Annotated in this window: 18 protein-coding genes; 8 read left to right on the top strand and 10 right to left on the bottom strand. The window is 67.6% G+C overall.

What is annotated here, in order from left to right:
* The 5 genes from ASC65_RS16795 to ASC65_RS16800 all read right to left on the bottom strand — a co-directional run.
* The coding region (locus tag ASC65_RS16795) for a GTP-binding protein (RefSeq protein WP_235561494.1) at positions 1-165 on the bottom strand (165 nt) is incomplete at its 3' end.
* Between the two features lie 93 nt (positions 166-258).
* Positions 259-2,340, bottom strand: coding sequence for an elongation factor G (gene fusA / locus ASC65_RS12165; protein WP_056453560.1), 2,082 nt, complete (start codon positions 2,338-2,340; stop codon positions 259-261).
* A 139-nt stretch (positions 2,341-2,479) separates the two neighbouring features.
* A complete protein-coding gene (gene rpsG / locus ASC65_RS12170; protein ID WP_056453563.1) occupies positions 2,480-2,953 on the bottom strand; it encodes a 30S ribosomal protein S7 in 474 nt (157 codons plus the stop codon).
* Positions 2,954-3,022: 69 nt separating this feature from the next.
* Positions 3,023-3,394, bottom strand: a complete 372-nt coding sequence (rpsL, locus tag ASC65_RS12175) for a 30S ribosomal protein S12 (RefSeq protein ID WP_056453566.1) — start codon at positions 3,392-3,394, stop codon at positions 3,023-3,025.
* A 259-nt stretch (positions 3,395-3,653) separates the two neighbouring features.
* Complete coding sequence (locus ASC65_RS16800) at positions 3,654-3,953, bottom strand: TonB family protein (RefSeq protein ID WP_162245676.1); 300 nt, start codon at positions 3,951-3,953, stop codon at positions 3,654-3,656.
* Between the two features lie 188 nt (positions 3,954-4,141).
* On the opposite strand from ASC65_RS16800, the gene ASC65_RS12180 reads away from it, so the two are divergent.
* Positions 4,142-4,927, top strand: coding sequence for a hypothetical protein (locus tag ASC65_RS12180; RefSeq protein WP_056453569.1), 786 nt, complete (start codon positions 4,142-4,144; stop codon positions 4,925-4,927).
* A gap of 152 nt (positions 4,928-5,079) precedes the next feature.
* Here the strand turns inward: ASC65_RS12180 and rpoC are convergent, their stop codons facing one another.
* Together rpoC and rpoB are read right to left on the bottom strand one after the other, a co-directional pair.
* Positions 5,080-9,276, bottom strand: a complete 4,197-nt coding sequence (rpoC, locus tag ASC65_RS12185; RefSeq protein WP_056453572.1) for a DNA-directed RNA polymerase subunit beta' — start codon at positions 9,274-9,276, stop codon at positions 5,080-5,082.
* Positions 9,277-9,374: 98 nt separating this feature from the next.
* Positions 9,375-13,493 (bottom strand): DNA-directed RNA polymerase subunit beta, encoded by a 4,119-nt coding sequence (gene rpoB, locus ASC65_RS12190; RefSeq protein ID WP_056453575.1) that lies wholly within the window; start codon positions 13,491-13,493, stop codon positions 9,375-9,377.
* Positions 13,494-13,864: 371 nt separating this feature from the next.
* Here rpoB and ASC65_RS12195 point away from each other — a divergent pair, with 371 nt between their 5' ends.
* The 5 genes from ASC65_RS12195 (at position 13,865) to ASC65_RS12215 (ending at position 20,042) form a co-directional block, all read left to right on the top strand.
* Positions 13,865-14,236, top strand: coding sequence for a YciI family protein (locus ASC65_RS12195; protein ID WP_056453579.1), 372 nt, complete (start codon positions 13,865-13,867; stop codon positions 14,234-14,236).
* 5 nt (positions 14,237-14,241) lie between these two features.
* The gene (locus ASC65_RS12200) at positions 14,242-15,477 is read left to right on the top strand and encodes an RNA polymerase sigma factor (protein ID WP_056453583.1); all 1,236 of its coding nucleotides are present in this window, start codon (positions 14,242-14,244) and stop codon (positions 15,475-15,477) included.
* Positions 15,474-15,983 (top strand): FKBP-type peptidyl-prolyl cis-trans isomerase, encoded by a 510-nt coding sequence (locus ASC65_RS12205; RefSeq protein ID WP_056453586.1) that lies wholly within the window; start codon positions 15,474-15,476, stop codon positions 15,981-15,983. The genes ASC65_RS12200 and ASC65_RS12205 overlap by 4 nt, the downstream gene beginning before the upstream one ends.
* 130 nt (positions 15,984-16,113) lie before the next feature.
* Positions 16,114-18,066, top strand: coding sequence for a M61 family metallopeptidase (locus tag ASC65_RS12210; RefSeq protein ID WP_056453587.1), 1,953 nt, complete (start codon positions 16,114-16,116; stop codon positions 18,064-18,066).
* A 14-nt stretch (positions 18,067-18,080) separates the two neighbouring features.
* Positions 18,081-20,042: a M61 family metallopeptidase gene (locus tag ASC65_RS12215; RefSeq protein ID WP_056453590.1), complete on the top strand. Its 1,962-nt coding sequence runs from the start codon at positions 18,081-18,083 to the stop codon at positions 20,040-20,042.
* 25 nt (positions 20,043-20,067) lie between these two features.
* Here ASC65_RS12215 and ASC65_RS12220 read toward each other — a convergent pair whose 3' ends face one another.
* From ASC65_RS12220 to rplJ, 3 genes are all read right to left on the bottom strand, one after another.
* Entirely contained in the window at positions 20,068-20,748 is a 681-nt protein-coding gene (locus ASC65_RS12220) for a type 1 glutamine amidotransferase domain-containing protein (RefSeq protein WP_056453593.1), read from the bottom strand.
* A 151-nt stretch (positions 20,749-20,899) separates the two neighbouring features.
* A complete protein-coding gene (rplL, locus tag ASC65_RS12225; protein ID WP_056453596.1) occupies positions 20,900-21,283 on the bottom strand; it encodes a 50S ribosomal protein L7/L12 in 384 nt (127 codons plus the stop codon).
* Positions 21,284-21,348: 65 nt separating this feature from the next.
* A complete protein-coding gene (gene rplJ, locus ASC65_RS12230; RefSeq protein ID WP_056453599.1) occupies positions 21,349-21,864 on the bottom strand; it encodes a 50S ribosomal protein L10 in 516 nt (171 codons plus the stop codon).
* Positions 21,865-22,262: 398 nt separating this feature from the next.
* Between rplJ and ASC65_RS12235 the strand changes: the two genes are divergently transcribed.
* Positions 22,263-24,122 (top strand): DUF4153 domain-containing protein, encoded by a 1,860-nt coding sequence (locus tag ASC65_RS12235; protein WP_056453602.1) that lies wholly within the window; start codon positions 22,263-22,265, stop codon positions 24,120-24,122.
* A 122-nt stretch (positions 24,123-24,244) separates the two neighbouring features.
* Complete coding sequence (locus ASC65_RS12240) at positions 24,245-25,705, top strand: sigma-54-dependent transcriptional regulator (protein ID WP_056453605.1); 1,461 nt, start codon at positions 24,245-24,247, stop codon at positions 25,703-25,705.
* Positions 25,706-25,766: the final 61 nt, after the last annotated feature.

Consider the following 25,766-nt stretch of genomic DNA (forward strand, 5'->3'; position numbering starts at 1 on the left):
AGGTCTGCTTCGCCTCGAAGCCCTCGCCGGTCCAGGCGATGCGCCGCCGGCCTTGGCCAGCGTCATCGTGATCGCCGCCGTCAGGGTCGTCTTGCCGTGGTCGACGTGACCGATCGTGCCGATGTTGCAGTGCGGCTTGTTACGTTCGAACTTTTCCTTGGCCATTCTCTTCTCTCCGTCCCCTGAATTGAGGGGGCTTAGTCCTTGGGTTTTCAGGGGTCCCGGCGGGCCCGAAGGGCCGCCGGGGAACTGTTGTGGTTACGCGCTGTACTTCTTGATCACTTCGTCGGCGACGTGTTGCGGCACCGGGTCATAGTGGTCGTACTGCATCGTGAACTGGGCGCGGCCCTGCGACATGCCGCGCAGCGTGTTCACGTAGCCGAACATGTTGGCCAGCGGCACGAAGGCGTTCACGACGGTGGCGTTGCCGCGCATGTCCTGACCCTGGATCATGCCGCGACGGCCGTTCAGGTCGCCGATGACCGAGCCGAGGTATTCCTCGGGGGTCACGACCTCAACCGCCATGATCGGCTCGAGCAGCTTCGGAGCGCCCTTTTCCTTCAGCTCGCGGAACGCGGCGCGCGACGCGATTTCGAACGCCAGCACGCTGGAGTCGACGTCGTGGAACTTGCCGTCCGTCAGGGTCGCCTTGAAGTCGATCAGCGGGAAGCCGGCCAGCAGGCCGCCGTCCTTGACGGACTCGAGGCCCTTCTCGACGCCCGGGATGTATTCCTTGGGCACCGCGCCGCCGACGATGGCGCTTTCGAACACGAAGCCCGAACCGGGTTCACCGGGTTCGAACGTGATCATGACGCGGGCGAACTGGCCCGTACCGCCGGTCTGCTTCTTGTGCGTGTAGTCGATGTCGACCTTGCGGCCGAGCGATTCACGATAGGCCACCTGCGGCGCGCCGATGTTGGCGTCGACCTTGTAGGTCCGCTTCAGGATGTCGATCTTGATGTCGAGGTGCAGCTCGCCCATGCCCTTCAGGATGGTCTGGCCCGACTCGTGGTCGGTCGAGACGGTGAAGGACGGGTCTTCGGAGGCCAGCTTGGCCAGGGCGACGCCCAGCTTCTCCTGGTCGGCCTTCGACTTGGGCTCGACGGCGATCTCGATGACCGGAGCCGGGAACTCCATCTTCTCAAGGATGACGGGCGACTTCAGGGGATCGCACAGGGTGTCGCCGGTGCGGGTTTCCTTCAGGCCGGCCAGGGCGACGATGTCGCCGGCGTAGGCTTCCTTGATGTCCTCGCGGTTGTTCGAGTGCATCTGCAGCATGCGGCCGACGCGCTCGCGCTTGTCGCGGCTGGAGTTCAGCAGCGACATGCCGGTTTCCATCTTGCCCGAGTACAGGCGGCAGAAGGTCAGCGAGCCGACGAAGGGGTCGTCCATGATCTTGAACGCCAGAACCGACAGGGGCTCTTCGTCCGAGGCGCGGCGGGTGACCGGCTCTTCGGTCTTGAAGTCGATGCCCGGGGTCGGCGGGATGTCCACCGGCGACGGCAGGTAGTCGACGACGGCGTCGAGCAGGGTCTGGACGCCCTTGTTCTTGAACGCCGAGCCGCAGAGGATCGGGTAGAACGCGCCGGTCAGCACGGCCTTGCGGATGCACTTCTTGATGGTCGCTTCCGACGGCTCGTTGCCCTCGAGGTAGGCTTCCATCGCCTCGTCGTCGAGCTCGACGGCGTTGTCGATCAGGTACTGGCGGGCTTCGTTGGCCTTGTCGACCAGGTCAGCCGGGATCTCTTCGTCGCGGAAGTTCGCGCCCAGGGCGTCGTTGTCCCAGATGACGGCCTTCATGCGGACCAGATCGACCAGGCCCGACAGCGAGCTTTCGGCGCCGATCGGGAACTGGATCGGCACGGCCTTGGCGCCCAGACGGTCGCGGATCGACTCGACCGACTTGTCGAAGTCGGCGCCGATCTTGTCCATCTTGTTGACGAAGACGATGCGCGGAACCTTGTACTTGTCGGCCTGGCGCCAGACGGTCTCGGTCTGCGGCTCGACGCCGGCGTTGCCGTCCAGCACCGTCACGGCGCCGTCGAGGACGCGCAGCGAGCGCTCGACTTCAATGGTGAAGTCCACGTGCCCGGGGGTGTCGATGATGTTGAGGCGCTTCTCTTGCCAGAAGGCGGTCGTCGCGGCCGACGTGATGGTGATGCCGCGTTCCTGCTCCTGGTCCATCCAGTCCATGGTGGCGGCGCCGTCGTGCACTTCGCCGATCTTGTGGGACTTGCCGGTGTAATACAGGATCCGCTCGGTCGTCGTCGTCTTGCCGGCGTCGATGTGCGCCATGATGCCGAAGTTGCGGTAGTCTTCGATTTTATGCGTGCGGGGCATGGGAGCGTGCCTTGCGGTCAGATGCGGCGCCGCTGCGGCGCCTCGGGGAATGGTCAGATAAGCGAGCGCGGGCGATTTAGCTCAAACCGCCCGCGCCGGATAGTCTCAGTTACTCAGTGCGAGCACCGCCTCGAAGGCGTTACCAGCGGTAATGGCTGAAGGCGCGGTTGGCTTCGGCCATCTTGTGGGTGTCTTCACGCTTCTTGACCGCGGTGCCGCGGTTGTTCGAGGCGTCCAGCAGCTCGGCCGCCAGCTTCTCGGTCATGGTGTTCTCGCCACGCTTGCGAGCGGCGTTGACCAGCCAGCGGATGGCCAGGGCGCGACGACGGTCCGGACGGACTTCGACCGGCACCTGGTAGGTGGCGCCGCCGACGCGACGCGAACGGACTTCGACCGCCGGGGCGACGTTGTCGAGCGCGGCGTGGAAGGTCGCGACCGGCTCCTGGTCCTTCTTCTTCTCGGCCAGGATATCGAACGCGCCGTAGACGATGTTCTCGGCGACGGCCTTCTTGCCCTCGTACATGACGTAATTCATGAACTTGGTGACGATCAGATCCTTGAACTTGGGATCCGGCAGAACTTCGCGCTTCTGGGCGCGGTGACGACGGGACATGGGCTTGGCCTTTTAGATCGTTCTCGGGTTCCCGGCCTCGGCCGGGAGAAACTGGTGGTTCGGTTCGTCTTACTTCGGACGCTTGGCGCCGTAGTGCGAACGGCGCTGCTTGCGGTCCTTGACGCCTTGCGTGTCGAGCACGCCGCGCAGGATGTGGTAGCGAACGCCCGGAAGGTCCTTCACGCGGCCGCCGCGGATGAGCACGACGGAGTGCTCTTGCAGGTTGTGGCCTTCGCCCGGGATGTAGCACACGGCTTCGATGCCGGTGGTCAGACGGACCTTGGCGACCTTACGCAGAGCCGAGTTCGGCTTCTTCGGGGTCGTGGTGTAGACGCGGGTGCAGACGCCGCGACGCTGCGGGCAGCCCTTCAGGGCCGGGACCTTGTTGCGGACCGGCTTGGGGGCGCGCGGCTTGCGGATCAGCTGGTTGATCGTAGGCATCGAGTACTCGTTCTCTTCTAGTCGATGGGGGCGTGTGCCTTTCGGCCGGAGCGCCCCGGTGAGCCTTCTTTTCGGACGGCCCTGAGGCCGCCCCGGGTGGAGTTCCGAGCCGGTATTGCGACAAACACAAAAGCCGGAACGTGCGCTTTGGACGTTCCGGCGGGCACAGCCCGTATCTAGATTGTCACGATCACGACGGCCGTCCCGGGGGACGCCCTTCTCGAAAGTGGGCGGCTTCTACGCGCGAAGGGGGATCAGGTCAAGGCTCTGGGGGATCGTAGCGGAAACGGACCGTGAATCTGACCCGTCCTCGGCCTCCGGATTCACGCACGCTGTCCTGGCTCAGCCGGGCGCGGCCGGCGCTCCGCAGGGCGGCCTCCCCGAACCCACGCCCAGGCGGCGTCTCGGACACGACCTGGCAATCCGCCAGTTGGCCGCTGGGCGACACCGCACAGCTCAGCACCACCTCGCCGTTGCGCGGCTGCTCGACGGTAACCGGCGGCAGGTTGGCCGGGACGTCGGCGGCAGGGTCCTGAAGGGACGAGACAAAGAGGCTCAACAATCCAAGCATCGACAGCCCGCCGGCGACGGCCGGCGCCGTCGAGGCGACACCCTAACCACCCCACCCCCGGCAAGGAAGGGGACGCAGACCTTCGGAAGGGCGTAGTATCTCGTCTTCGCCGTCGCCCAGGCCGCAATACGGCCACGCTCGCCGGGTCACCCTAGGGCTGTACGCAGGGAGGATGGATGACCAGGGTTGCGTGGATCTGGCCGGCGCGAGCCGAACGCTGGCGCAAGCCGGCGATCGTCGCGGCGTCGGTCGGCTTTCACGTCATCCTCTTCGGCCTGATCGGCTGGCGCACTCTCGGGCTCGACGCCCCTCTCGCCAGCCAGGAGTTCATCATTCCGGTCGAGATCGAGCCCCGGCCGCTGCTGCCGGGCGAGACCGCGCGCGTCCGGCCGCCCCCGCCCCGCCGTCAAGCCGAGACAACGCCGACGACCGGCCCCGCCTCGGCAGCTGTCGTGAACCCGTTCCGAACACCCGACGAGGAGGAGGACCGCCCACCCGCGCCCGTCGCTCGCGCTGCGGCGCCCGGCGCCCCGCCGCCGCCGGCCGACGTCGGCACGGCGCCCTGGCAGGTCCGCCCGGAAGGCGCCGGCGATCGGGTCGGACGCAGCCTGCGCACCGGCACGGTCGGATGCGCCTCGCCTCGCCTGCTCAGCCCCGCGGAACGGGCGATCTGTGACGACCGCTTCGGAGAGCGCGCCGCCGCCGCCGCGCCGATCGAAGGCACCGGCAATCCCGAGCGCGACGCCCGCTTCGCTCGCGAGGGCGCCCGGGCCCTCGCCGAGTACGAGGCGCGTCGCCGGCCGCTGGCGGGCGGGGTCGGCGTCGTCGGCCCCCAGGAAGGGCCCGGCTCCAATTTCGGCATGGGGGTCGCCGGGGCTCACCTCGACCCGTCCCTGCGGCCGGATTCGACCGCCAACGTCCGCACCCGCCGCGACCGGATCCGGGAGGCGGAAGAAGACTAGGGGGACGAGCGTGCGCCCCTGCGCACGGCGCCCGCGGCAGCGCACCCGCCGCGCTCAAGCAGCGAGCGCCCGCGGCGCGAGCGATAGCGCCCAAACAAAAAGAGCGGCGCTGTCGCCAGCGCCGCCCTCTTCAGTTCAGTCCTGAACCAGGATCAGCCTTCCGACTGCTCCAGCTCCAGCGCCAGATCGGCCGGCAGCGGCTCGATGGCGTCTTCGCGGGCCTGGGTCAGTTCAGCGTCACGCTCGTTGGCGATCTTCTGCAGCGAGCGCAGGTAGGCGCCGGTGCCGGCCGGGATCAGACGGCCGACGATGACGTTCTCCTTCAGGCCTTCCAGGGTGTCGCGCTTGCCGTTGACCGAAGCGTCGGTCAGCACGCGGGTGGTTTCCTGGAACGAGGCCGCCGAGATGAAGCTGCGGGTCTGCAGCGACGCCTTGGTGATGCCCAGCAGGACCGGCTGCGTGATGGCCTGGCGGCCGCCGCGCTTCTCGACCTTCTGGTTCTCCAGAACGGCTTCCGCCACTTCCACCGTGTCGCCACGGATCAGGGTGGTTTCGCCCGAGTCCAGGATCTCGACCTTCTGCAGCATCTGGCGAACGATCACCTCGATGTGCTTGTCGTTGATCGGCACGCCCTGCAGTCGGTAGACCTCCTGCACTTCGTTCACCAGGTACTCGGCGAGCGCCTCGACGCCCTGGATGCGCAGCAGATCGTGCGGATCCGGGTTGCCGTCGATGATGTAGTCGCCCTTCTGGATCAGATCGCCGTCGTGGACGGAGATGTGCTTGCCCTTCGGGATCAGGAACTCGACCGCCTCGCCCTGCACGCCGTCAGCATTCGGCTCAGGCGTGATCTTGATGCGGCGCTTGTTCTTGTAGTCGCGACCGAATTCGACGCGACCGTCCATCTCGGCGATGACCGCGCAATCCTTCGGACGACGGGCTTCGAACAGCTCGGCCACCCGCGGCAGACCGCCGGTGATGTCGCGGGTCTTGGCGCCCTCGGTCGGGACACGGGCGATGATCTCGCCCGGCTTGACCGTATCGCCGTTGGACACGGACAGAACCGCGCCGACCGGCAGCAGGTAGCGGGCGTCAGAGCCCGATGCCAGCTTGGCGTAGGCGTCGCCGGAGGTGACGCCCATGGCCGGACGCAGGTCCGCGCCGCGCGGGCTGGCGCGCCAGTCGGAGACGACGCGCTGGGCGATACCCGTCGCTTCGTCGGTTTCCTCGCGGACCGAAAGGCCCTCGACCAGGTCCTCGAAGCGGATCGCGCCGCCCACTTCGGTGAGGATCGGCGAGGTGTACGGGTCCCACTCGGCCAGACGCTGGCTGCGGGCCACGTCGGCGCCTTCCTTGACGCGGATGCGGGCGCCGTACGGGACCTTGTGGGTCTCGCGGTCCTTGCCGTCCACGACGATGGTCACGACCACGTTGCGGCTCATGGCGACCAGGTCGCCGTGCTGCGCCTTGACGGTCGGGCCGGTGATCTTGGCCGTACCGGCGTTGGTCGCCTCGAAGAACGAGGTCTCGGCCACCTGGGCGGTGCCGCCGATGTGGAAGGTCCGCATCGTCAGCTGGGTGCCCGGCTCGCCGATCGACTGGGCGGCGATAACGCCCACCGCTTCGCCGATGTTGACGTTGGTGCCGCGGGCCAGGTCACGGCCGTAGCAGAAGGCGCAGATGCCGGCTTCGGCTTCGCAGGTCAGGGCCGAACGGACCTTGACCGACTGGACGCCGGCGGCCTCCAGGATCTCGACTTCCTCTTCCTGCAGATAGGTGTCCGCAGGCAGCAGGATCGTGTCGGTGCCGGGCTCCTTGATGTCTTCCGCGGAGTAGCGGCCGAGGCAGCGCTGGCCCAGGGAGACGAGCACGTCGCCGCCCTCGACCACCGCCCGCAGGGTGATGCCGCGGGTCGAGCCGCAGTCGTCCTCGGTGACGATCGAGTCCTGGGCCACGTCCACCAGACGGCGGGTCAGGTAACCCGAGTTGGCGGTCTTCAGCGCGGTGTCCGCGAGGCCCTTACGGGCGCCGTGGGTCGAGTTGAAGTACTCGAGGACGGTCAGGCCTTCCTTGAAGTTCGAGATAATCGGGGTTTCGATGATCTCGCCCGACGGCTTGGCCATCAGGCCCCGCATGCCGCCCAGCTGCTTCATCTGCGCCTGCGAACCGCGGGCGCCCGAGTTGGCCATCATGAACACCGAGTTGATGTCCGGGTTCTGGCCCTTGGCCAGGACGCGCGGCTGGGCGATCTCGCCCATCATCGCATCGGCGATCTTGTCCGTGGCCTTGGCCCAGGCGTCGACGACCTTGTTGTACTTCTCGCCCTTGGTGATGAGGCCGTCAGCATACTGCTGCTCGTACTCTTCCACCTGGGTGCGGGTGTCGGCGACCAGGCCGGCCTTGGCGGCCGGAATGACGATGTCGTCCTTGCCGAACGAGATGCCGGCCTTGGCGGCTTCGCGGAAGCCCAGCTGCATCATCTGGTCGGCGAAGATGACCGTCGCCTTCTGACCACAGTGACGGTAGACCTGATCGATCAGGTTGCCGATTTCCTTCTTGGTCAGGTTCTTCTCAAGCAGGCGGTAGCCGATGTTCTGGTTCTGCGGCAGCAGAGCGCCCAGCTTCATCCGGCCCGGGGTGGTGTCGATGACCTTGGTCACGACCTCGCCGGCCGCGTTCATCTCGGTCCAGCGGGCTTTGATCTTGGTGTGCAGCGTGACGACCTTGGCGTCGAGCGCGGCGTCGATCTCACCCATGTTGGCGAACAGCTTGCCCTCGCCGATCTCGCCTTCCTTGACGAGCGACAGGTAGTACAGGCCCAGGACGATGTCCTGCGACGGCACGATGATCGGCTTGCCGTTGGCGGGCGACAGGATGTTGTTCGTCGACATCATCAGGACGCGCGCTTCCAGCTGCGCTTCAAGCGACAGCGGGACGTGCACGGCCATCTGGTCGCCGTCGAAGTCGGCGTTGAACGCCGTACAGACCAGCGGGTGCAGACGGATCGCCTTGCCTTCGATCAGCTTCGGCTCGAAGGCCTGGATGCCGAGGCGGTGCAGGGTCGGGGCGCGGTTTAGCAGCACCGGGTGCTCGCGGATGACCTCGTCGAGGATATCCCACACCTGCGGCTGCTCGCGCTCGACCATGCGCTTGGACTGCTTGACGGTGCCCGACAGGCCCTTGGCGTCCAGGCGCGCGTAGATGAACGGCTTGAACAGCTCGAGCGCCATCTTCTTCGGCAGGCCGCACTCGTGCAGCTTCAGCTCGGGACCCACGGTGATGACCGAACGGCCCGAGTAGTCGACACGCTTGCCGAGCAGGTTCTGACGGAAGCGGCCCTGCTTGCCCTTCAGCATGTCGGCGAGCGACTTCAGCGGACGCTTGTTGGCGCCGGTGATGACGCGGCCGCGACGGCCGTTGTCGAACAGGGCGTCGACCGACTCCTGCAGCATCCGCTTTTCGTTGCGGATGATGATGTCCGGCGCGCGCAGCTCGATCAGGCGCTTCAGGCGGTTGTTCCGGTTGATGACCCGGCGATACAGGTCGTTCAGGTCGGAGGTCGCGAAGCGGCCGCCGTCCAGCGGCACCAGCGGGCGCAGTTCCGGCGGGATGACCGGCACGACGGTCAGGATCATCCACTCGGGCTTGTTGCCGCTCTCGAGGAAGGCCTCGATCAGCTTCAGGCGCTTGGAGGCCTTCTTGGCCTTCATTTCCGACGGGTTGTCGGCGAGCTCGCCGCGGTGCTTCTCGGCCTCGGCGTTGAGGTCGATGCCGATCAGCAGGTTGCGCACGGCTTCGGCGCCGATCTCGGCGGTGAAGCCGTCATCGCCGAACTCGTCCTGGTAGCGGTAGAACTCGTCTTCCGTCAGCAGTTGGTTCTGCTTCAGCGGGGTCAGGCCCGGCTCGGTGACGATATAGTTCTCGAAATACAGGACGCGCTCGACGTCCTTCAGGGCCATGTCGAGCATCAGGGCGATACGCGACGGCAGCGACTTCAGGAACCAGATGTGCGCGACCGGGGCGGCCAGTTCGATGTGGCCCATGCGCTCGCGACGGACGCGGGCCAGGGTGACCTCGACGCCGCACTTCTCGCAGATGATGCCCTTGTACTTCATGCGCTTGTACTTGCCGCACAGGCATTCGTAGTCCTTGGTCGGGCCAAAGATACGGGCGCAGAACAGGCCGTCACGCTCGGGCTTGAACGTCCGGTAGTTGATGGTTTCCGGCTTCTTGATCTCGCCGAACGACCACGACCGGATCTTCTCCGGCGAGGCCAGGGCGATCTTGATCTGGTCGAAGGTCGGGGTGACCGGGACCGGGTTGAAGATGTTCAGGACTTCCTGGTTCATCTTTTTTCCTTCTGCGGCAAAGCCGCCAAATTTCATTCAGATGGAGAGAGCGGAGGACCGTCCCTCCCCGCTTTCGCGAGGAGGGATCATTCGGTCGGTCAGCTGTTCTCCAGCTCCACGTTCAGGCCCAGCGAGCGCATTTCCTTCACGAGCACGTTGAACGACTCGGGGATGCCCGCCTCGAAGCTGTCGTCGCCGCGGACGATGGCCTCGTAGACCTTGGTGCGGCCGGCCACGTCGTCGGACTTCACCGTCAGCATCTCCTGCAGGGTGTAGGCCGCGCCGTAGGCTTCCAGCGCCCACACTTCCATTTCACCGAAGCGCTGTCCGCCGAACTGCGCCTTACCGCCCAGCGGCTGCTGGGTGACGAGCGAGTACGGGCCGATGGAGCGGGCGTGGATCTTGTCGTCGACCAGGTGGTGCAGCTTCAGCATGTAGATGTAGCCGACCGTGACCGGACGCTTGAACTGCTCGCCGGTCTGACCGTCGTAGACGATCGACTGGCCGGTGCGGTCCAGGCCCGCCTTCTCGAGCAGGTCCTCGATGTCCGAGATGTGCGCGCCGTCGAAGACCGGGGTCGCGAACGGAACGCCCTTGGACAGGTTGCGGGCCAGCTCGACCAGCTCCTCTTCCGTATCCGGAAGCGGGGTGTCCTTGCCGTAGATGTCCTGCAGGTGGTCGACGAGGGCCTGCTTCTGACCGCCGTGCTGCCACGCCTCCAGGAGGCCCTGGATCTGCTTGCCGAGACCGGCGGCGGCCCAACCCAGGTGGGTTTCGAAGATCTGGCCGATGTTCATGCGCGACGGCACGCCCAGCGGGTTCAGAACCAGGTCGACGGTGGTGCCGTCTTCCAGGTGCGGCATGTCCTCGATCGGCAGGATCTTGGAGATGACGCCCTTGTTGCCGTGACGGCCGGCCATCTTGTCGCCCGGCTGAAGCTTGCGCTTCACGGCCACGAAGACCTTGACCATCTTCATTACGCCCGGGGGCAGTTCGTCGCCGCGCTGCAGCTTCTCGACCTTGTCTTCGAAGCGGCGGTCGAGGGCCTTACGGGCGTCCTCGAACTGCTTCTTCATGGCCTCGAGCTCGCCCATGGCCTTCTCGTCGTCCAGGGCGATCTGCCACCACAGGCCGCGCGAGAGCTCGCCCAGCTTGTCTTCGGTGACTTCGCCGCGGCCCAGGCCCTTCGGACCCGAGGTCGCGTTCTTGCCGACCAGTAGCGGCTTCAGGCGGCCGTAGACGTTGCGCTCGAGGATCTTGAGCTCGTCGTCACGGTCCTTGCCGAGGCGTTCGATTTCGGCGCGTTCGATGGCCAGGGCGCGTTCGTCCTTGTCGACGCCGTGGCGGTTGAAGACGCGCACGTCGACGATGGTGCCGGCGACGCCCGGGGGCAGGCGCAGCGAGGTGTCGCGGACGTCCGAAGCCTTCTCGCCGAAGATGGCGCGCAGCAGCTTCTCTTCCGGGGTCATCGGGCTTTCGCCCTTCGGGGTCACCTTGCCGACCAGGATGTCGCCCGGCTGGACTTCGGCGCCGATCGCCACGATGCCGGCCTCGTCGAGGTTGCGCAGGGCTTCCTCGCCGACGTTCGGGATGTCGCGGGTGATCTCTTCCGGCCCGAGCTTGGTGTCGCGGGCCATGACCTCGAACTCCTCGATGTGGATCGAGGTGAAGACGTCGTCGCGCACGATGCGCTCCGAGATCAGGATCGAGTCTTCGAAGTTGTAGCCGTTCCAGGGCATGAAGGCGACGAGGGCGTTGCGGCCCAGGGCCAGTTCGCCCAGGTCGGTCGACGGACCGTCGGCGATGACGTCGCCGGCCTTCACTTCATCGCCCACGCGCACGATCGGGCGCTGGTTGATGCAGGTCGACTGGTTCGAACGCTGGAACTTCGACAGGCGGTAGATGTCGACGCCCGAGCGGCCGGCGTCCAGGTCGCCGGTGGCGCGGACGACGATACGGGTGCCGTCGATCTGCTCGACGACGCCTTCACGCTTGGCGACCACGACAGCGCCGGAGTCCACGGCGACGACGGCTTCCATGCCGGTGCCGACCAGCGGCGCGTCCGACTGCACCAGCGGCACGGCCTGACGTTGCATGTTGGCGCCCATCAGGGCGCGGTTGGCGTCGTCGTTTTCCAGGAACGGGATCAGGGCGGCGGCGACCGAAACGACCTGCTTCGGCGACACGTCCATCATGTCGACGTCAGCCTTGATGAGCAGCTGGGATTCACCGTTGATCCGGCCGGGGACCAGGTCCTCGACGATCTCGCCGTTCTTCAGCTCGATGTTGGCCTGGGCGATGACGTACTTCGCCTCTTCCATGGCCGAGATGTAGACCACCTCGTCCTGGGCCATGCCGTCCTTCACGCGACGGTACGGGCTCTCGATGAAGCCGTACTTGTTGACGCGCGCGTGGGTGGCCAGCGAGTTGATCAGGCCGATGTTCGGGCCTTCCGGCGTTTCGATCGGGCAGATCCGGCCGTAGTGGGTCGGGTGCACGTCGCGGACTTCGAAGCCGGCGCGCTCGCGGGTCAGACCGCCCGGGCCAAGCGCCGAGAGGCGGCGCTTGTGGGTGATCTCCGACAGCGGGTTGGTCTGGTCCATGAACTGCGACAGCTGCGAGCTGCCGAAGAACTCACGCACCGCCGCCGCGGCCGGCTTGGCGTTGATCAGGTCGTGCGGCATGACCGTGTCGATATCGACCGAGCTCATGCGCTCCTTGATGGCGCGCTCCATGCGCAGCAGGCCGACGCGGTACTGGTTCTCCAGCAGTTCGCCGACCGAGCGGACCCGGCGGTTGCCCAGGTTGTCGATGTCGTCGATCTCGCCCTGGCCGTCCTTCAGGCCGACCAGGATCTGCAGGACCTTGAGCACGTCGTCCTTGCGCAGGACGCGGATCTCGTCCGAGACCTCGGGGGTCTCCAGACGCATGTTCATCTTGACGCGGCCCACGGCCGACAGGTCGTAGCGCTCGGCGTCGAAGAACAGCGAGTTGAACATCGCTTCGGCGGCTTCCGGGGTCGGCGGCTCGCCCGGGCGCATCACGCGATAGACGTCGAACAGCGCGTCCTCGCGGCCGGTGTTCTTGTCGATGCGCAGGGTGTTGCGCATGTAGGCGCCGACCGTGACGTGGTCGATGTCCAGCACGTCGATGGTGGTGAAGCCGTGGCTTTCCAGCAGTTCGATCGTGGCCTGGTCCAGCTCGTCGCCGGCTTCAGCGTAGATCTCGCCGGTCTCGTAGTTGACCGCGTCGGCGGCCAGATACTTGGTCAGCAGGGCGTCCTGGGCCAGCGACAGGGCCTTGAGGCCGCCGTCGGCCAGCTTCTTGGCCTGACGGGCGCTGATCTTGGCGCCGGCCGAGGCGACGACTTCGCCGGTGTCGGCGTCGACCAGGTCGAACTCCGGCTTCACACCGCGCCAGCGTTCCGGCTTGTAGGGCGTGACCCAGCCTTCGCCGCGCTTCTCGTAAGGGACCGTCTCGTAGAAGGTCTTGAGGATTTCCTCGCCGTCCATGCCCAGACCCATCAGGAAGGTCGAGGCCGGCAGCTTACGGCGACGGTCGATACGGACGTAGACGATGTCCTTGGCGTCGAACTCGAAGTCGAGCCACGAACCGCGGTACGGGATCACGCGCGCGGCGAACAGCAGCTTGCCCGAGCTGTGCGTCTTGCCCTTGTCGTGATCGAAGAAGACGCCCGGCGAACGGTGCATCTGCGAGACGATGACCCGCTCCGTCCCGTTGACGATGAAGGTGCCCTTGTCCGTCATGAGCGGGATGTCGCCCATGTAGACGTCCTGCTCCTTGATGTCCTTGACCGAGCGGGCGCCCGTTTCCTCGTCCGATTCAAAGACGATCAGGCGCAGCTTGACCTTCAGCGGCGCGGCATAGGTCATGTCGCGCTGGATGCACTCTTCGACGTCGTACTTCGGCTCTTCGAACTCGTACGAGACGTATTCGAGGATGGCGCGTTCGTTGAAGTCCTTGATCGGGAAGACCGACTTGAACACCGCCTCGATGCCCTGGTCCCGGCGCGGCCCCGAGCGCACTTCGCGCTGCAGGAACTGCTCGTAGGAGGCGCGCTGAACCTCGATCAGGTTCGGCATTTGCACCGCTTCAGGGATCCGGCCGAACGAGTGGCGGATACGCTTCTTGCCGGTGAACGAGGTGGCGGTGGCGAACTGACCGTTCACGGTGAGTTCGGCTTTGGACTTGGCCATTCTGTCTTCCCAATCGCGTCAGGCCGGGCAGCCTGCGCTCAATGCAGCAGCCACGGCCCGCCGACCGGCGACCCGTGACCATCGGTTTCGGCGTCCACCCTCGGGCCTTACGGTCCCAGGACGCCTGAATTGTATGGCTCCCTTGGGGAGGAGCGCGCCTTCGCACCGGTCGGAGGGCGACAAACCGGGCCTCGGCGCTTTCGCGCGGACTCATTACGGAGTTAGCGGAACGGGCTCATATACTCGCTTTGTCGGCGAAATAAAGTCGAAAGACGAAAAGTTATCGTCCCCTGTCGGATCCGGCCACGCTCGCGCGTCTCCCGGTTGTCGCGCATGATCGGATCGGCCGATCGGACGACGGGAGAGCCGCCATGCAGTACGCCCTGATCATCTACGAGAACGAAGCCGAGTCCTATCCCGCCCGCGACCAGGATCCGGCCTGGAGGTCCGTCCTCGAGTCGCATAACGCCTTCGCCGGCGAACTGGCCCAGAAGGGCCTGCTGCAGGGCGGAGCCGGCCTGATGTGGTCGGACACCGCAACCACCGTCCGCATCACGCCCCAGGGCCGCACGCTTCACGACGGGCCCTTCGCCGAGACTCGCGAACAGCTGGGCGGCATTTATCTGATCGACGTGCCCGACCTCGACGCCGCCATCGACTGGGCGCGCAAGCTGCCGATCGCCGCCAACGGCTCGGTCGAAATCCGCCCCTGCCTCGACATGCCCGACCCGGGCGAAGGCTGACGCCGATGGCGAGCCCGGCGACCCCGATCCTCGACCGCACCTTCCGCGAGGCCGGCGGACGGGTCGTCGCCGCGCTCGCCGCTGCGTTCCGCGATCTCGACCTCGCCGAGGAGGCCTTCGCCGAAGCCTGCGTACGGGCCGTCGCCGCCTGGGACGAGACACCGCCCGCCGATCCCGCCGCCTGGCTCTACGCGACGGCCCGTCGCGCGGCCCTGGACCGCCTGCGCCGGCGCGGCACAGCCGCCAACCACCGCCCGGACCCGGCCGCGCCCGACCCCACGCCGGAGGAGCAGGTCATGGCCCTCGACGAGCCCATCCCCGACGAACGGCTGCGCCTGATCTTCGTCTGCTGCCACCCGGCCGTCGCCCCCGACGCCCGCGCCGCCCTGACCCTCAAGACCGTCTGCGGCCTGTCGACGGCGGAGATCGCCGCCGCCTTCCTGGTCCCCGAACCGACCCTGTCGCAGCGCCTGCTGCGGGCGAAGCGCAAGATCGCAGCCGCCGGCGTGCCGTTCGAGACGCCCGGTCCCGATCGATGGCCGGAGCGTATGGACGCCGTCCTGTCCACGCTGGAGATCGCCTACGCCCAGGCCCATGCAGACGCCGCCCTGGCCGGGCCGCATGCAGAGTTCGCCCGTGAAATGCTGGCCCTGACCGGCCTGCTCGCCCGCCTCGCCCCGCACGATCCGGAGGTCCAGGCCCTGGCCGCCACCGTGCGCTTCGCCGAGGCCCGCCGCCCGGCCCGGCTGGACGCCCACGGCGCGATGTTGCCGCTGTCCGAACAGGATCCCCGCGACTGGAACGCGGCGCTGATCGCCGACGGCGAAGCCCGGCTGCTCATCGCCAACGCCGTCTCCCACGGCGCTCCGCCGGGCCCCCGAGCCTTGCAGGCGGCCATCCACGCCGCCCACGCCGAGCGCGCCCGCACCGGTCGCTCGCCCTGGTCCGGCATCGTGGCGCTCTACGACGCCCTGCTCACCCACCGCGACGACCCGGTCATCCGGGTCAATCGCGCCGTGGCCTTGGCCGAGGTCGAGGGCCCCGTCGCCGGTCTCGAAGCCCTGGATGAAGCCGCGGCCCCCGGCTGGCTGCCCTACCACGCTGCGCGCGCCGATCTGTGCGCGCGACTGGGCCGCATGAAGGAGGCGTTGCACGACTACGACGCCGCCCTGGTGTTGTCGCCCGCCCCCGCCGAGGCCCTGTTCCTCAAGCGCCGCCGTGCTGCTAGCTTCGCCGCATGAAACAGATCGCTCTCGCCGCCTCGGCGGCCCTCGCCCTCGGCGCCTGCGCCGTCTCGGATCCGCAGCCGGTCTACAACTACGCCGGCCCATCGACCCAGGCGAACTGGACCGTCGGCAACAACGCCTATCTGGAATGGAACGCCGCCCGCGAGGGCTGGACCACGACCGCCTCCGGTCTGCAGTACCGCCGCGTCGGACCGGCCCACAAAGCCGGCCGCCAGCCCGTGGCCACCGACACGGTCAAGGTCCACTACCGCGGGACCTTCGTCGACGGCCGCGAGTTCGACAGCTCCTACGCCCGCAATGAGCCGGCCGAGTTCCCGCTCAACCGCGTGATCAAGGGCTGGACCGAGGGCGTCGCCCTCATGCGCGAAGGCGAGAAGTTCGAGTTCGTCATCCCCGCCGCCCTTGGCTACGGCGAACGCTGGGTCGGAGGCGACGAACTGCCCCCGAACTCGACCCTGCTGTTCACGGTCGAGCTGCTGGAAGTGAAGCCGGCGGCCTGATTTCCACGCGCCACGGGCGACGGATTTCGAACATGACGGCGATTTAATCCCGCGGGCGCGCGTCCGGGTTGACCCCTAGGCGCGCCCGCAGTGATCTGCGCCCCTGCCCGTCCAGCTGGAAAGTGACTCGATGAAGCCTGCCGCCCGCCTGCTTGTTTCCGCTTGCGCCGCGGCGCTGCTTTTCGGATCCGCTCCCGCTCTCGCCCAGGTCGGCACGCCCGCCCTGGACCGCACGCTGGCCCCGATCCCCGCGCCGCAGGACGTGGCCTATCCGGGCGTCATCACCCTGGACGTCGACGCCACCGACATCGATCGTCGCATCGTCTCGGTGAAGCAGACCATCCCCGTCGCCGGCCCCGGCCCGCTGATCCTGCTCTATCCGCAGTGGATCCCCGGCGCCCACGGCCCGGTCGGCCCCGTCGACGACCTCGCCGACCTGCACATCACCGCCAACGGCCAGCCGCTGCGCTGGGTCCGCAACACGGTCCACACAAACGGCTACCAGGTCGAGGTCCCGGCCGGCGCTTCATCGGTCGAGGTCGCCTTCAAGTGGCTGACGCCGATCGAGGGCGCCCAGGGCCGCATCGTCATCACCGACGAGATGCTGAACATCCAGTGGGAGAAGGCGGTCCTCTATCCGGCCGGCTACTACCACAGCCAGATCACCGTCGAGCCGACCCTGCGCCTGCCCGCCGGCTGGCAGTACGGCGCGGCGCTGGACACCCGCTCGTTCCAGAACGGCGTGGCGACCTTCGCGCCGATCACGCTCGAGCACCTGGCCGACAGCCCGGTCTTCGCCGGCGCCCACTATCGTCAGATCGACCTGGATCCGGGCGGCCGTTCGCCGGTGCGCCTGAACATCGTCGCCGATGACGCCGCCATGCTGGCCGCCACCGACGAGCACATCGCGCTGCACCGCAGCCTGGTGCAGCAGGCCGACCGTCTGTTCGGCGCCCGCCACTTCAACCACTACGACTTCCTGCTCGCCGTCACCGACAAGCTCGGCGGCATCGGCCTGGAGCACCACCGCTCGTCCGAGAACAGCGTCGACACCAAATATTTCACCGACCGTCTCGGCACCATTGGCGACCGAGACCTGCTCGGCCACGAGTACACCCACTCCTGGAACGGCAAGTGGCGCCGCCCGGCCGACCAGCTGACGCCGAACCTCAACGAGCCGCTGCAGAACTCCCTGCTGTGGGTCTACGAGGGCCAGACCCAGTACTGGGGCCTGATCCTGACTGCTCGCGCCGGCCTGCTGAGCAAGCAGCAGGCGCTGGACGTCTTCGCCAACACCGCCGCGCCCTACGCCGAGGACAACCCGGGCCGCAGCTGGCGCGCCCTGCAGGACACCACCAACGACCCGATCATCGCCCAGCGCCGCCCGCAGCCCTGGGCCAGCTTCCAGCGCAGCGAGGACTACTACCGCGAAGGCTCGATGATCTGGCTCGACGCCGACACCTGGATCCGCGAGCAGACGGGCGGCAAGAAGTCACTCGACGACTTCGCCAAGGGCTTCTTCGGGGTCGAGGACGGCGATTGGGATCCGGCGCCCTACACCTTCGATACCGTCACCGGCGTGCTGAACGGCGTCCAGCCTAACGACTGGGCCACCTTCCTGCGCACCCACCTGGACGCGGTCGGCGAGAACGCCCCGACGCCCAACGCCGGCATCGAGCGCGGCGGATATCGCCTGGTCTGGCGCGAGACGCCGAACGACTACTCCAAGGCCCTGAACGCCGAGTACAGCCGCGTCGACTTCGCCTATTCGCTCGGCCTGTCGCTGAACCCGGCGATGCGCGTCACCGCCGTGCGCTGGGGCTCGCCCGCCTTCGAGGCCGGCCTGCGCCCGGGCTGGGAGGTCGTGGCCGTCAACGGCCGGACCGCCACCGCCGCGGGCGTCTCCGAGGCCATCACCGCCGCCAAGGACCCGAACGTCCCGGTCGAGCTGATGCTCAAGAACGGCGACCGCTTCCGCACCGTCCGCTTCGACTACCACGGCGGCCTTCGCTACCCGCACCTCGAGCGGATCGAGGGCACGCCGGACCGTCTCGGCGACATCCTCGCCCCGCGCCGTCGCTGATCGGAGCCGACCGTATGCTTAGAACCGCCGCCATCGCGCTGCTGCTCGCCTCCAGCGCCCTGCCCGCACTCGCCCAGGTCCCGGCCTCCCAGGCGCAGACGCCGCTGAATCCGCCGACCAGCCTGCCGCACGCCCTGCCGCCGATCCCGGCCCCGCAGGACCGCGACTATCCGGGCGTCATCGGCATCCAGGTTGATCTGACCGACCTGGACCACAAGGTGATCCGCACCCGCCAGACCGTCCCGGTCTCGCCGGGCCATCTGGTCCTGCAGTATCCCAAATTCATCCCGGGCAACCACGCCGACACCGGCCCGATCCAGTTGATCTCCGGGGTGACCGTCACGGGCAATGGCCAGCGGATCGAGTGGGTCCGCGACACCGTCGATCCGCACGCCTTCCACCTCGACATCCCCGCGGGCGTGTCCGAGATCGAGGTCTCGTTCGAATGGCTGACCCAGCCGGACAACGCCGTCTGGCGCGTGGTCATGACCCCCGAGATGGTCAACCTCCAGTGGGAGAAGGCCCTGCTCTACCCGGCGGGCTACCATCAGAGCCGGATCCTGTTCGCCCCCTCGGTCAAGCTGCCGGAGGGCTGGCAGTACGGGGTGGCCCTGACCACCACCGGCCGCGAGGGCGACGTGGCGACCTTCGCGCCGATCTCCCTGGAGCACCTGGCGGACAGCCCGATGTTCGCGGGCAAGCACTACCGCCGCATCGACCTGGATCCGGGCGGCCGCTCGCCGGTGCACCTGAACCTGGTGGGCGACACCGCCGCCTCGCTCAACGCCGGCCCCGAGCGCATCGCCCAGTACGAGGCCCTGGTCGACCAGGCCGACCGCCTCTTCGGCGCCCGCCACTTCGACCACTACGAATTCCTGCTCGGCCTGACCTCGAAGATGGGCGGCATCGGCCTGGAGCATCACCGCTCGTCCGAGAACACCGCCAGCCCGTCCTTCTTCACCGGCTCGAATCCGGACTACGGTTCGCGCAGCCTGCTGCCGCACGAGTTCACCCACAGCTGGAACGGCAAATTCCGCCGTCCGTCCGACGAATACGTCCCGAACTTCAACGTCCCCACCCAGAACAGCCTGATGTGGGTCTACGAGGGCCAGACCGAGTACTGGGGCGAAGTCCTGACCGCCCGCTCGGGTCTGGGGACCAAGGACGAGGTGCTCATCACCCTCGCCGAGATCGCCGGCTTCTATGAGAACCAGCCCGGCCGGGCCTGGCGTGCGCTGCAGGACACCTCGAACCACAACCTACTCGGCTACCGCACCACCAATCCGTGGTCCTCGTGGATGCGCGGCACCGGCGACTACTATCGCGAAGCCCTGCTGGTCTGGCTGGACGCCGACACCCTGATCCGCGAGCAGACCGGCGGCAAGAAGTCGCTGGACGACTTCGCCAAGGCCTTCTTCGGCATCGAGGACGGCGTCTGGGAGGCCCGGCCCTACACCTTCGACGACGTGGTCCAGCACCTCAACGCCGTCCACCCGCACGACTGGGCGACCTTCCTGCGCACCCGCCTGGATGCGGTCGGTCCCGACGCCAAGGCCCCGCTGGACGGCATCGCGCGTGGCGGCTACCGCCTCACCTACGTCGACCGCCTGACCCCGCTGGAGAAGACCATCCAGTCCGGCTGGGCCAACGATTTCCAGTATTCGCTGGGCTTCACCCTCGGCTCGAACAACCGCATCACCGGCGTCCTCTGGGGCGGCCCGGCCTTCGAGCAGGGCGTCGGCGCCGGCTGGGAGCTGGTGGCGGTCAACGACCGCACCGCCTCGGCCGAGGCGCTCCGCAACGCCGTCACCGCGGCCAAGGGCGGGACCGATCCCATCAAGCTGGTGATCAAGCGCGGCGACGAGTTCCGCACCCTGTCCTTCGACTACCACGGCGGCCTGCGCTACCCGCGGCTGGAGCGGATCGAGGGAACCCCGGACCGGCTGGGCGACATCCTGACGCCGCGTCGGCGGTGACGAAGCCGAGCGCGAGGCCGAAGGCCTAGGTCTTCAGCAGGCCCAGCAGGGCCTGCGCCGCCTCGCGCGAGGACGCTGGATTCTGGCCGGTGACCAGGGTCCCGTCTGTCAATACGTGCGAGGCCCAATCCGCGCCCTTGCTGTAGCGGCCGCCGTTCGCCTTCAGCATATCCTCGACCAGGAAGGGGACGACCTGGGTCAGCCCCACCGCCTCTTCCTCGCTATTGGTGAAGCCCGTCACCTTGCGGCCCTTGACCAAAGGTTCGCCGTCCTCGCTCTTGACCGCCTTCAGCACGCCTGGGGCATGGCAAACGAAGCCGGTCGGCTTGCCTGTCCGCGCAAAGGCCTCGATCAGGCTGATCGATGCGGGGTCGGTCGCCAGATCCCACAAGGGGCCATGGCCGCCCGGATAGAAGACTGCGTCGAAGTCCGCGGCCTTCATCTCGCCAAGGCGATGCGTGGCGCCCAGCGCCTGCTGCGCCTCGGGATCCTCGCGGAAGCGTCGGGTGTCGTCGGTCTGGGCGTCTTCGGCGTCGCTCTTGGGATCTAGCGGCGGCTGCCCGCCTTTCGGCGAGGCGATGACGATTTCGGCGCCGGCGTCCTTGAGCGCGTAGTACGGCGCGGCGAACTCCTCCAGCCAGAACCCGGTCTTGCGGCCCGTGTCGCCGAGTTGGTCGTGAGAGGTCAGGACCATCAGGATCTTCATGGCGTCATCCTCTTGAGGGGGGATGCCGGAGATGGGCGGCGACGGCGCGATCCGCCACGCGTCCACAAAAAGAAAACGGGCCGGGGATCGCTCCCCGGCCCGCTCGACTTTCCAAACCGTCGCCCCGAGGGGCGACCGGCCATGGACCAGATTACTTGATCTGGACCTTGGCGCCGGCTTCGGTCAGCTTCTTGGCGACTTCGTCGGCGGTCTGCTTCGAGACGTTCTCGACGACGTTCTGCGGAGCGCCTTCGACCAGGTCCTTGGCTTCCTTCAGACCCAGGTCCGAACGGACGCCGCGGACTTCCTTGATGACGTTGATCTTCTTGTCGCCGCCGTCGATCAGGACAACGGTGAACTCGGTTTGCTCTTCAGCAGCTTCGACCGGGGCGGCGGCGCCACCGCCGACAGCGGCGACGGCGACCGGAGCAGCGGCGCTGACGCCCCACTTTTCTTCCAGCAGCTTCGAGAGTTCAGCGGCTTCGAGGACGGTCAGCTTGGACAGGTCTTCGACGATCTTGGTCAGGTCGGTCATGGTAGATTTCCTTCGGAGGAATAGGGTTCAGAGAGAGTTTGCAGAGATGAAAGAGGCGGTTCCGCTTACGCGGCGTCCTTCGTGGCGTACGCGTTGAAAACGCGAGCCAGTTGGCCGGCCGGGGCCTGGACGACGCCGGCGATACGGGTCGCAGGCGTGTTGAGCAGGCCGAGGAACGAAGCGCGGATCTGATCCAGCGACGGCAGTTTGGAGAGAACCTCCACGCCCTTCGCGTCCAGAACCTTGTCACCCATGAAGCCGCCCAGGACGACGAACTTGTCGTTGGCCTTGGCGAATTCGGCGGTGACCTTGGCGGCCGTCACCGCGTCGTCGGCGTAGGCGATGCCCACCGGACCCTTGAACAGGCCGTGGTAATCGCTGCCTTCAGCGGCTTCGAGCGCCTTCAGCGCCAGGCGGTTCTTGACCACCTTGAATGCGGCGCCTTCTTTACGAAGACGGCCACGCAGGTCTTCCATATCCGCAACGGTCAGACCCAGGTTGTGGGTCACGACCACGGCGCCCGCGTCGGCGAAAACGCCCTTCAGCGTTTCGATCGACTCGGCTTTTTGTGCGCGGTCCATTGCGGTCTCCAGTCTTGCATTCGCCGCCGGGCTTATTCCCGACGACGGATTTGGCCAAAGCGCCGCGCATCGCTGCGAGACGTTCAGGCCGGTCGTAATGTCCGAAGGAAGCTCAAACCCCATGCGCCCGGATACCGGGTGACGGTGGTCGTCTGCATCCCCATCTCCCCACGGCGCCAGAGGGCTCTCTGGCAGTTACGGCGGTGGGTGGCCCCCACGCCCCGAAGTTCTCGGACAGGACCGCCGCGGCCGAAGCTGCGACGGAGAAGGCGCGCTCTATACACGGCCCGGGCGGAAACTCAAGCGGGGACGCGCCCTGCGCTGCGTCTGCACCGGAAATCCGCAAGACGTGAGCCGCTATCTGGTGCACCTTGACCATAATCAGGGAGGGGAAGCCCATGACGGACGCCAGCGAAGCGACCGGCCGCAACAGTCTCGGACGGACGGGATCACCCCTGCTCGTCGTGTTCCGCCTCGCCATCGGCCTGGCCCAGGGCACGGCGCTGTGGTGGCTGTACCGGTCGGCTGAGGCGTATTCGCGGCTGTGCGACTCGACCCTTCCGGGAGCCTGCGGTCCGGGCCCCACCTGGCCCGCCACCGTGCCCGAGTTGTTCGGGCCGCTGGCGCTGATCCTGGTCATGATCCCGGTGCTGCTGTTGGCCGGCGCGGGCCGCATGCGCTGGCCGGTCCTCCTGGCCTGGGCATTGGCCGCCACGGCCTTCCTCGCCCTGCTGGGCTGGCACAGCGTAGCGTCCCGCGGCGCGGGCGAAGGCCTCCATCCGCCGTTCCTGACCTTCCCCATGCCCATCTTCGCGGCGACCGCCCTGTTCATCGGCCACCATCTGGTCCTGCCGGCTGACATGGAGCGCAGGTGGATCGCGGCCTTCCCAACCTATTTCGACACCGCCTGGAAGGCCGGCGTGCAGTTGGCCCTGTCGATCGGCTTCACGGGGGCGCTGTGGATCCTGCTCCACCTCGGGGCCGCCCTGTTCAAGGTCATCGGCCTCGACTTCCTCGACACGCTCATTACCGAGGAATGGTTCTCCATCCCGGTGACCACCCTGACCTTCGCCACCGCCGTTCACCTGACCGACGTGCGCGACGGCCTGATCCGCGGTGTGCGCAGCGTCGTGCTGATGCTGCTGTCCTGGCTCCTGTTGCTGATGACGGTGTTGGCCGCCGGCTTCCTGGCCGCCCTGCCCTTCACCGGCCTGTCGGGCCTGTGGGACACTGGCAGCGCCACTGCCCTTGTCCTTTCGGCCGCCGGGGTCCTGATCATCCTGATCAACACCGCCTACCAGGACGGCCGCGCCGACAACCTGCCGCCGCTGATCCTGCGCATTACGGTCCGGGTCGCCGCCGTCCTGCTGACGCCCTTCATCGTCATCGCCTTTTGGGGCCTGGCCCTGCGCATCGGCCAGCACGGCCTGACGCCGGACCGCATCATCGCCTTCGCCTGCGCCCTCATCGGCGCGGCCTACGCCGCCGGCTACGGCTTCGCCGCCCTCCAGCCCTTCTGGCGAAAAGGCGCCGACTGGATGCAGCCGCTGGAACAGACCAACGTCTGGACCGCCGTTCTCGAGATCGCGGTCATCCTGGCCCTGTTCAGCCCCATCGCCGACCCGGACCGCCTGGCCGTCGCCGATCAGGTGGGTCGGCTGGAGCGGGGTGCGGTGACTCCAGACAAGTTCGACTTCACCTTCCTGCGCTTCGAAAGCGGCAAGGCCGGCGAGGCGGCCTTGGATCGCTTGAAACGGTCCTCCAAGCCCGACATCGCCGCCAAGGCGCGCGAAGTTGGCGCCCTCAAGAACCGGTGGGCCGGTCGCGATCTCGGCAGGCCCGAACGGGCGCCCGTCTTCGAGATCGCTCCGGCCGGAGCCGCCTTGCCCAGCGGATTCGCCGGAACGGTCCCGGCGAGCGATGAGCGCGCCGAGTGCCTCCAGCCCGGCCAATGCGTCGCCAAGCCGATCGACGTCAACAATGACGGCGCGCCCGAGGTCCTGGTCGCCGAACAATGGCGGATGGTCCTGTGGGCCCGCGACGGGAGCGGCAAATGGACTTCAGTCCGCCGATGGACCCAGCTCAATTGCGGTCCCCAACGGCCGCGTACGGACATGCGCGACGCCCTGCGCGGCGGAACGGCCAGAACGACGCCGCCGAAATGGCCTGATCTCGAAGTCGGCGGAGCGCGGCTCCAGAATCACGACGACTTGCCCGATTGCGAGGAGTCGGACGCCGCCTTGCCCCCAGTTCGTTAACCCCCCGCTCACCCTGCCTTCCAACCCGATCTTCACCTTGTGACGGCTAAAACGTCCCGGAATGAGCCAGTCCCGCTTCAACGAGGGCCGGCCGCCGATGATGTGATGAAGGGTGAGCCTCCATGGCCAAGACCGTTCTGGTGGTCGATGACGACCCGACCCAGCGCCGCCTCGCCCAGGCCGTGCTGGAGCGCGAAGGCTACGCCGTCGTGCATGCCGAATCCGGCGGCGAAGCCATCGACCGCCTGACCAAGGGCGGCGGGGCCGACGTCGTTCTGCTCGACATGGTCATGCCCGGCATGAGCGGCCTCGAGGCCCTGGCCGAGATCCGCACCGCCGGGGTCGCCACCCCGGTCATCGTCCTGACCGCCTCGGGCGGTGTCGACGCCGTGGTCAAGGCCATGCAGGCGGGCGCCCAGGACTTCTTCGTCAAGCCGGTGTCGGCCGAGCGCCTGCTCGTCGGCGTGCGCAACGCCCTGCAGCTGACCCAGCTGACCGCCGAAGTCGGCCGCCTGAAGAAGCACGTCACGGGCCGCACCTCCTTCGACGACCTGGTCGGCCAGTCGGCGCCCATGCGCATGGTCCGTTCGCTCGGCGTCCGCGCCGCCAAGTCCGGCATCCCGGTGCTGATCACCGGCGAAAGCGGCGTCGGCAAGGAAGTCATCGCCCGCGCCCTGCACGGCGCCTCGGACCGCGCCGGCAAGCCCTTCGTGGCCGTCAACTGCGGCGCCCTGCCCGTCAATCTCGTGGAATCCATCCTGTTCGGCCACGAGAAGGGCAGCTTCACCGGCGCCACCGACAAGCACCTGGGCAAGTTCGCCGAGGCCAACGGCGGCACCCTGTTCCTCGACGAGATCGGCGAGCTGCCGCTCGACATGCAGGTCAAGCTCCTGCGCGCCCTCCAGGAAGGCGAGATCGACCCGGTCGGCTCCAAGCGATCGGTCAAGGTCGACGTCCGCATCCTGTCGGCGACCAACCGCGACCTGGCCGATCAGGTGCGCGAGGGTCGCTTCCGCGAGGACCTGTTCTATCGCTTGAACGTCTTCCCGATCGAGGCCCCGGCCCTGCGCGAGCGCCGCGAGGACATCCCGGCCCTGGTCGATCACTTCGTCGCCCGCTTCAACGTCGAGGAAGGCAAGCGCGTCGCCGGCTGCACCCCTGAGACCCTGGCCCTGCTGCAGGGCTTCGACTGGCCCGGCAACGTCCGCCAATTGGAGAATGCGGTCTATCGCGCCATCGTCCTGGCCGACGCCCCCTTCCTCCAGCCGCACGACTTCCCGGCCATCTCCGGCCAGGCCGCGCCGCTGCTCGCCGCCGCCGCCGAGGTGCCCGCCGCCGTCATTCGCCCGACCTTCGACGCCGGAGACCTGCCGCCGCTGCCGGACACGCCGATCCGCATCCTCGACGACCGCGGCCATCTGCGGACGCTCGAAGAGATCGAGCGCGATCTGATCCAGCACGCCATCGAGGTCTATGCCGGCCACATGTCCGAGATCGCCCGCCGATTGGGCATCGGCCGGTCGACGCTCTACCGTAAGGTGCGCGAGCAGGGTCTCGAGGGGGCCCTGAAGGAAACGGGCTGATCCCGCCGCCTTCCGGCCGTCACCCTGTACGAAAGTTCATTCCGCCCCTAAGGCGAAGCTG

The organism is Brevundimonas sp. Root1279 (genome assembly GCF_001425945.1).
GTDB lineage: Bacteria > Pseudomonadota > Alphaproteobacteria > Caulobacterales > Caulobacteraceae > Brevundimonas.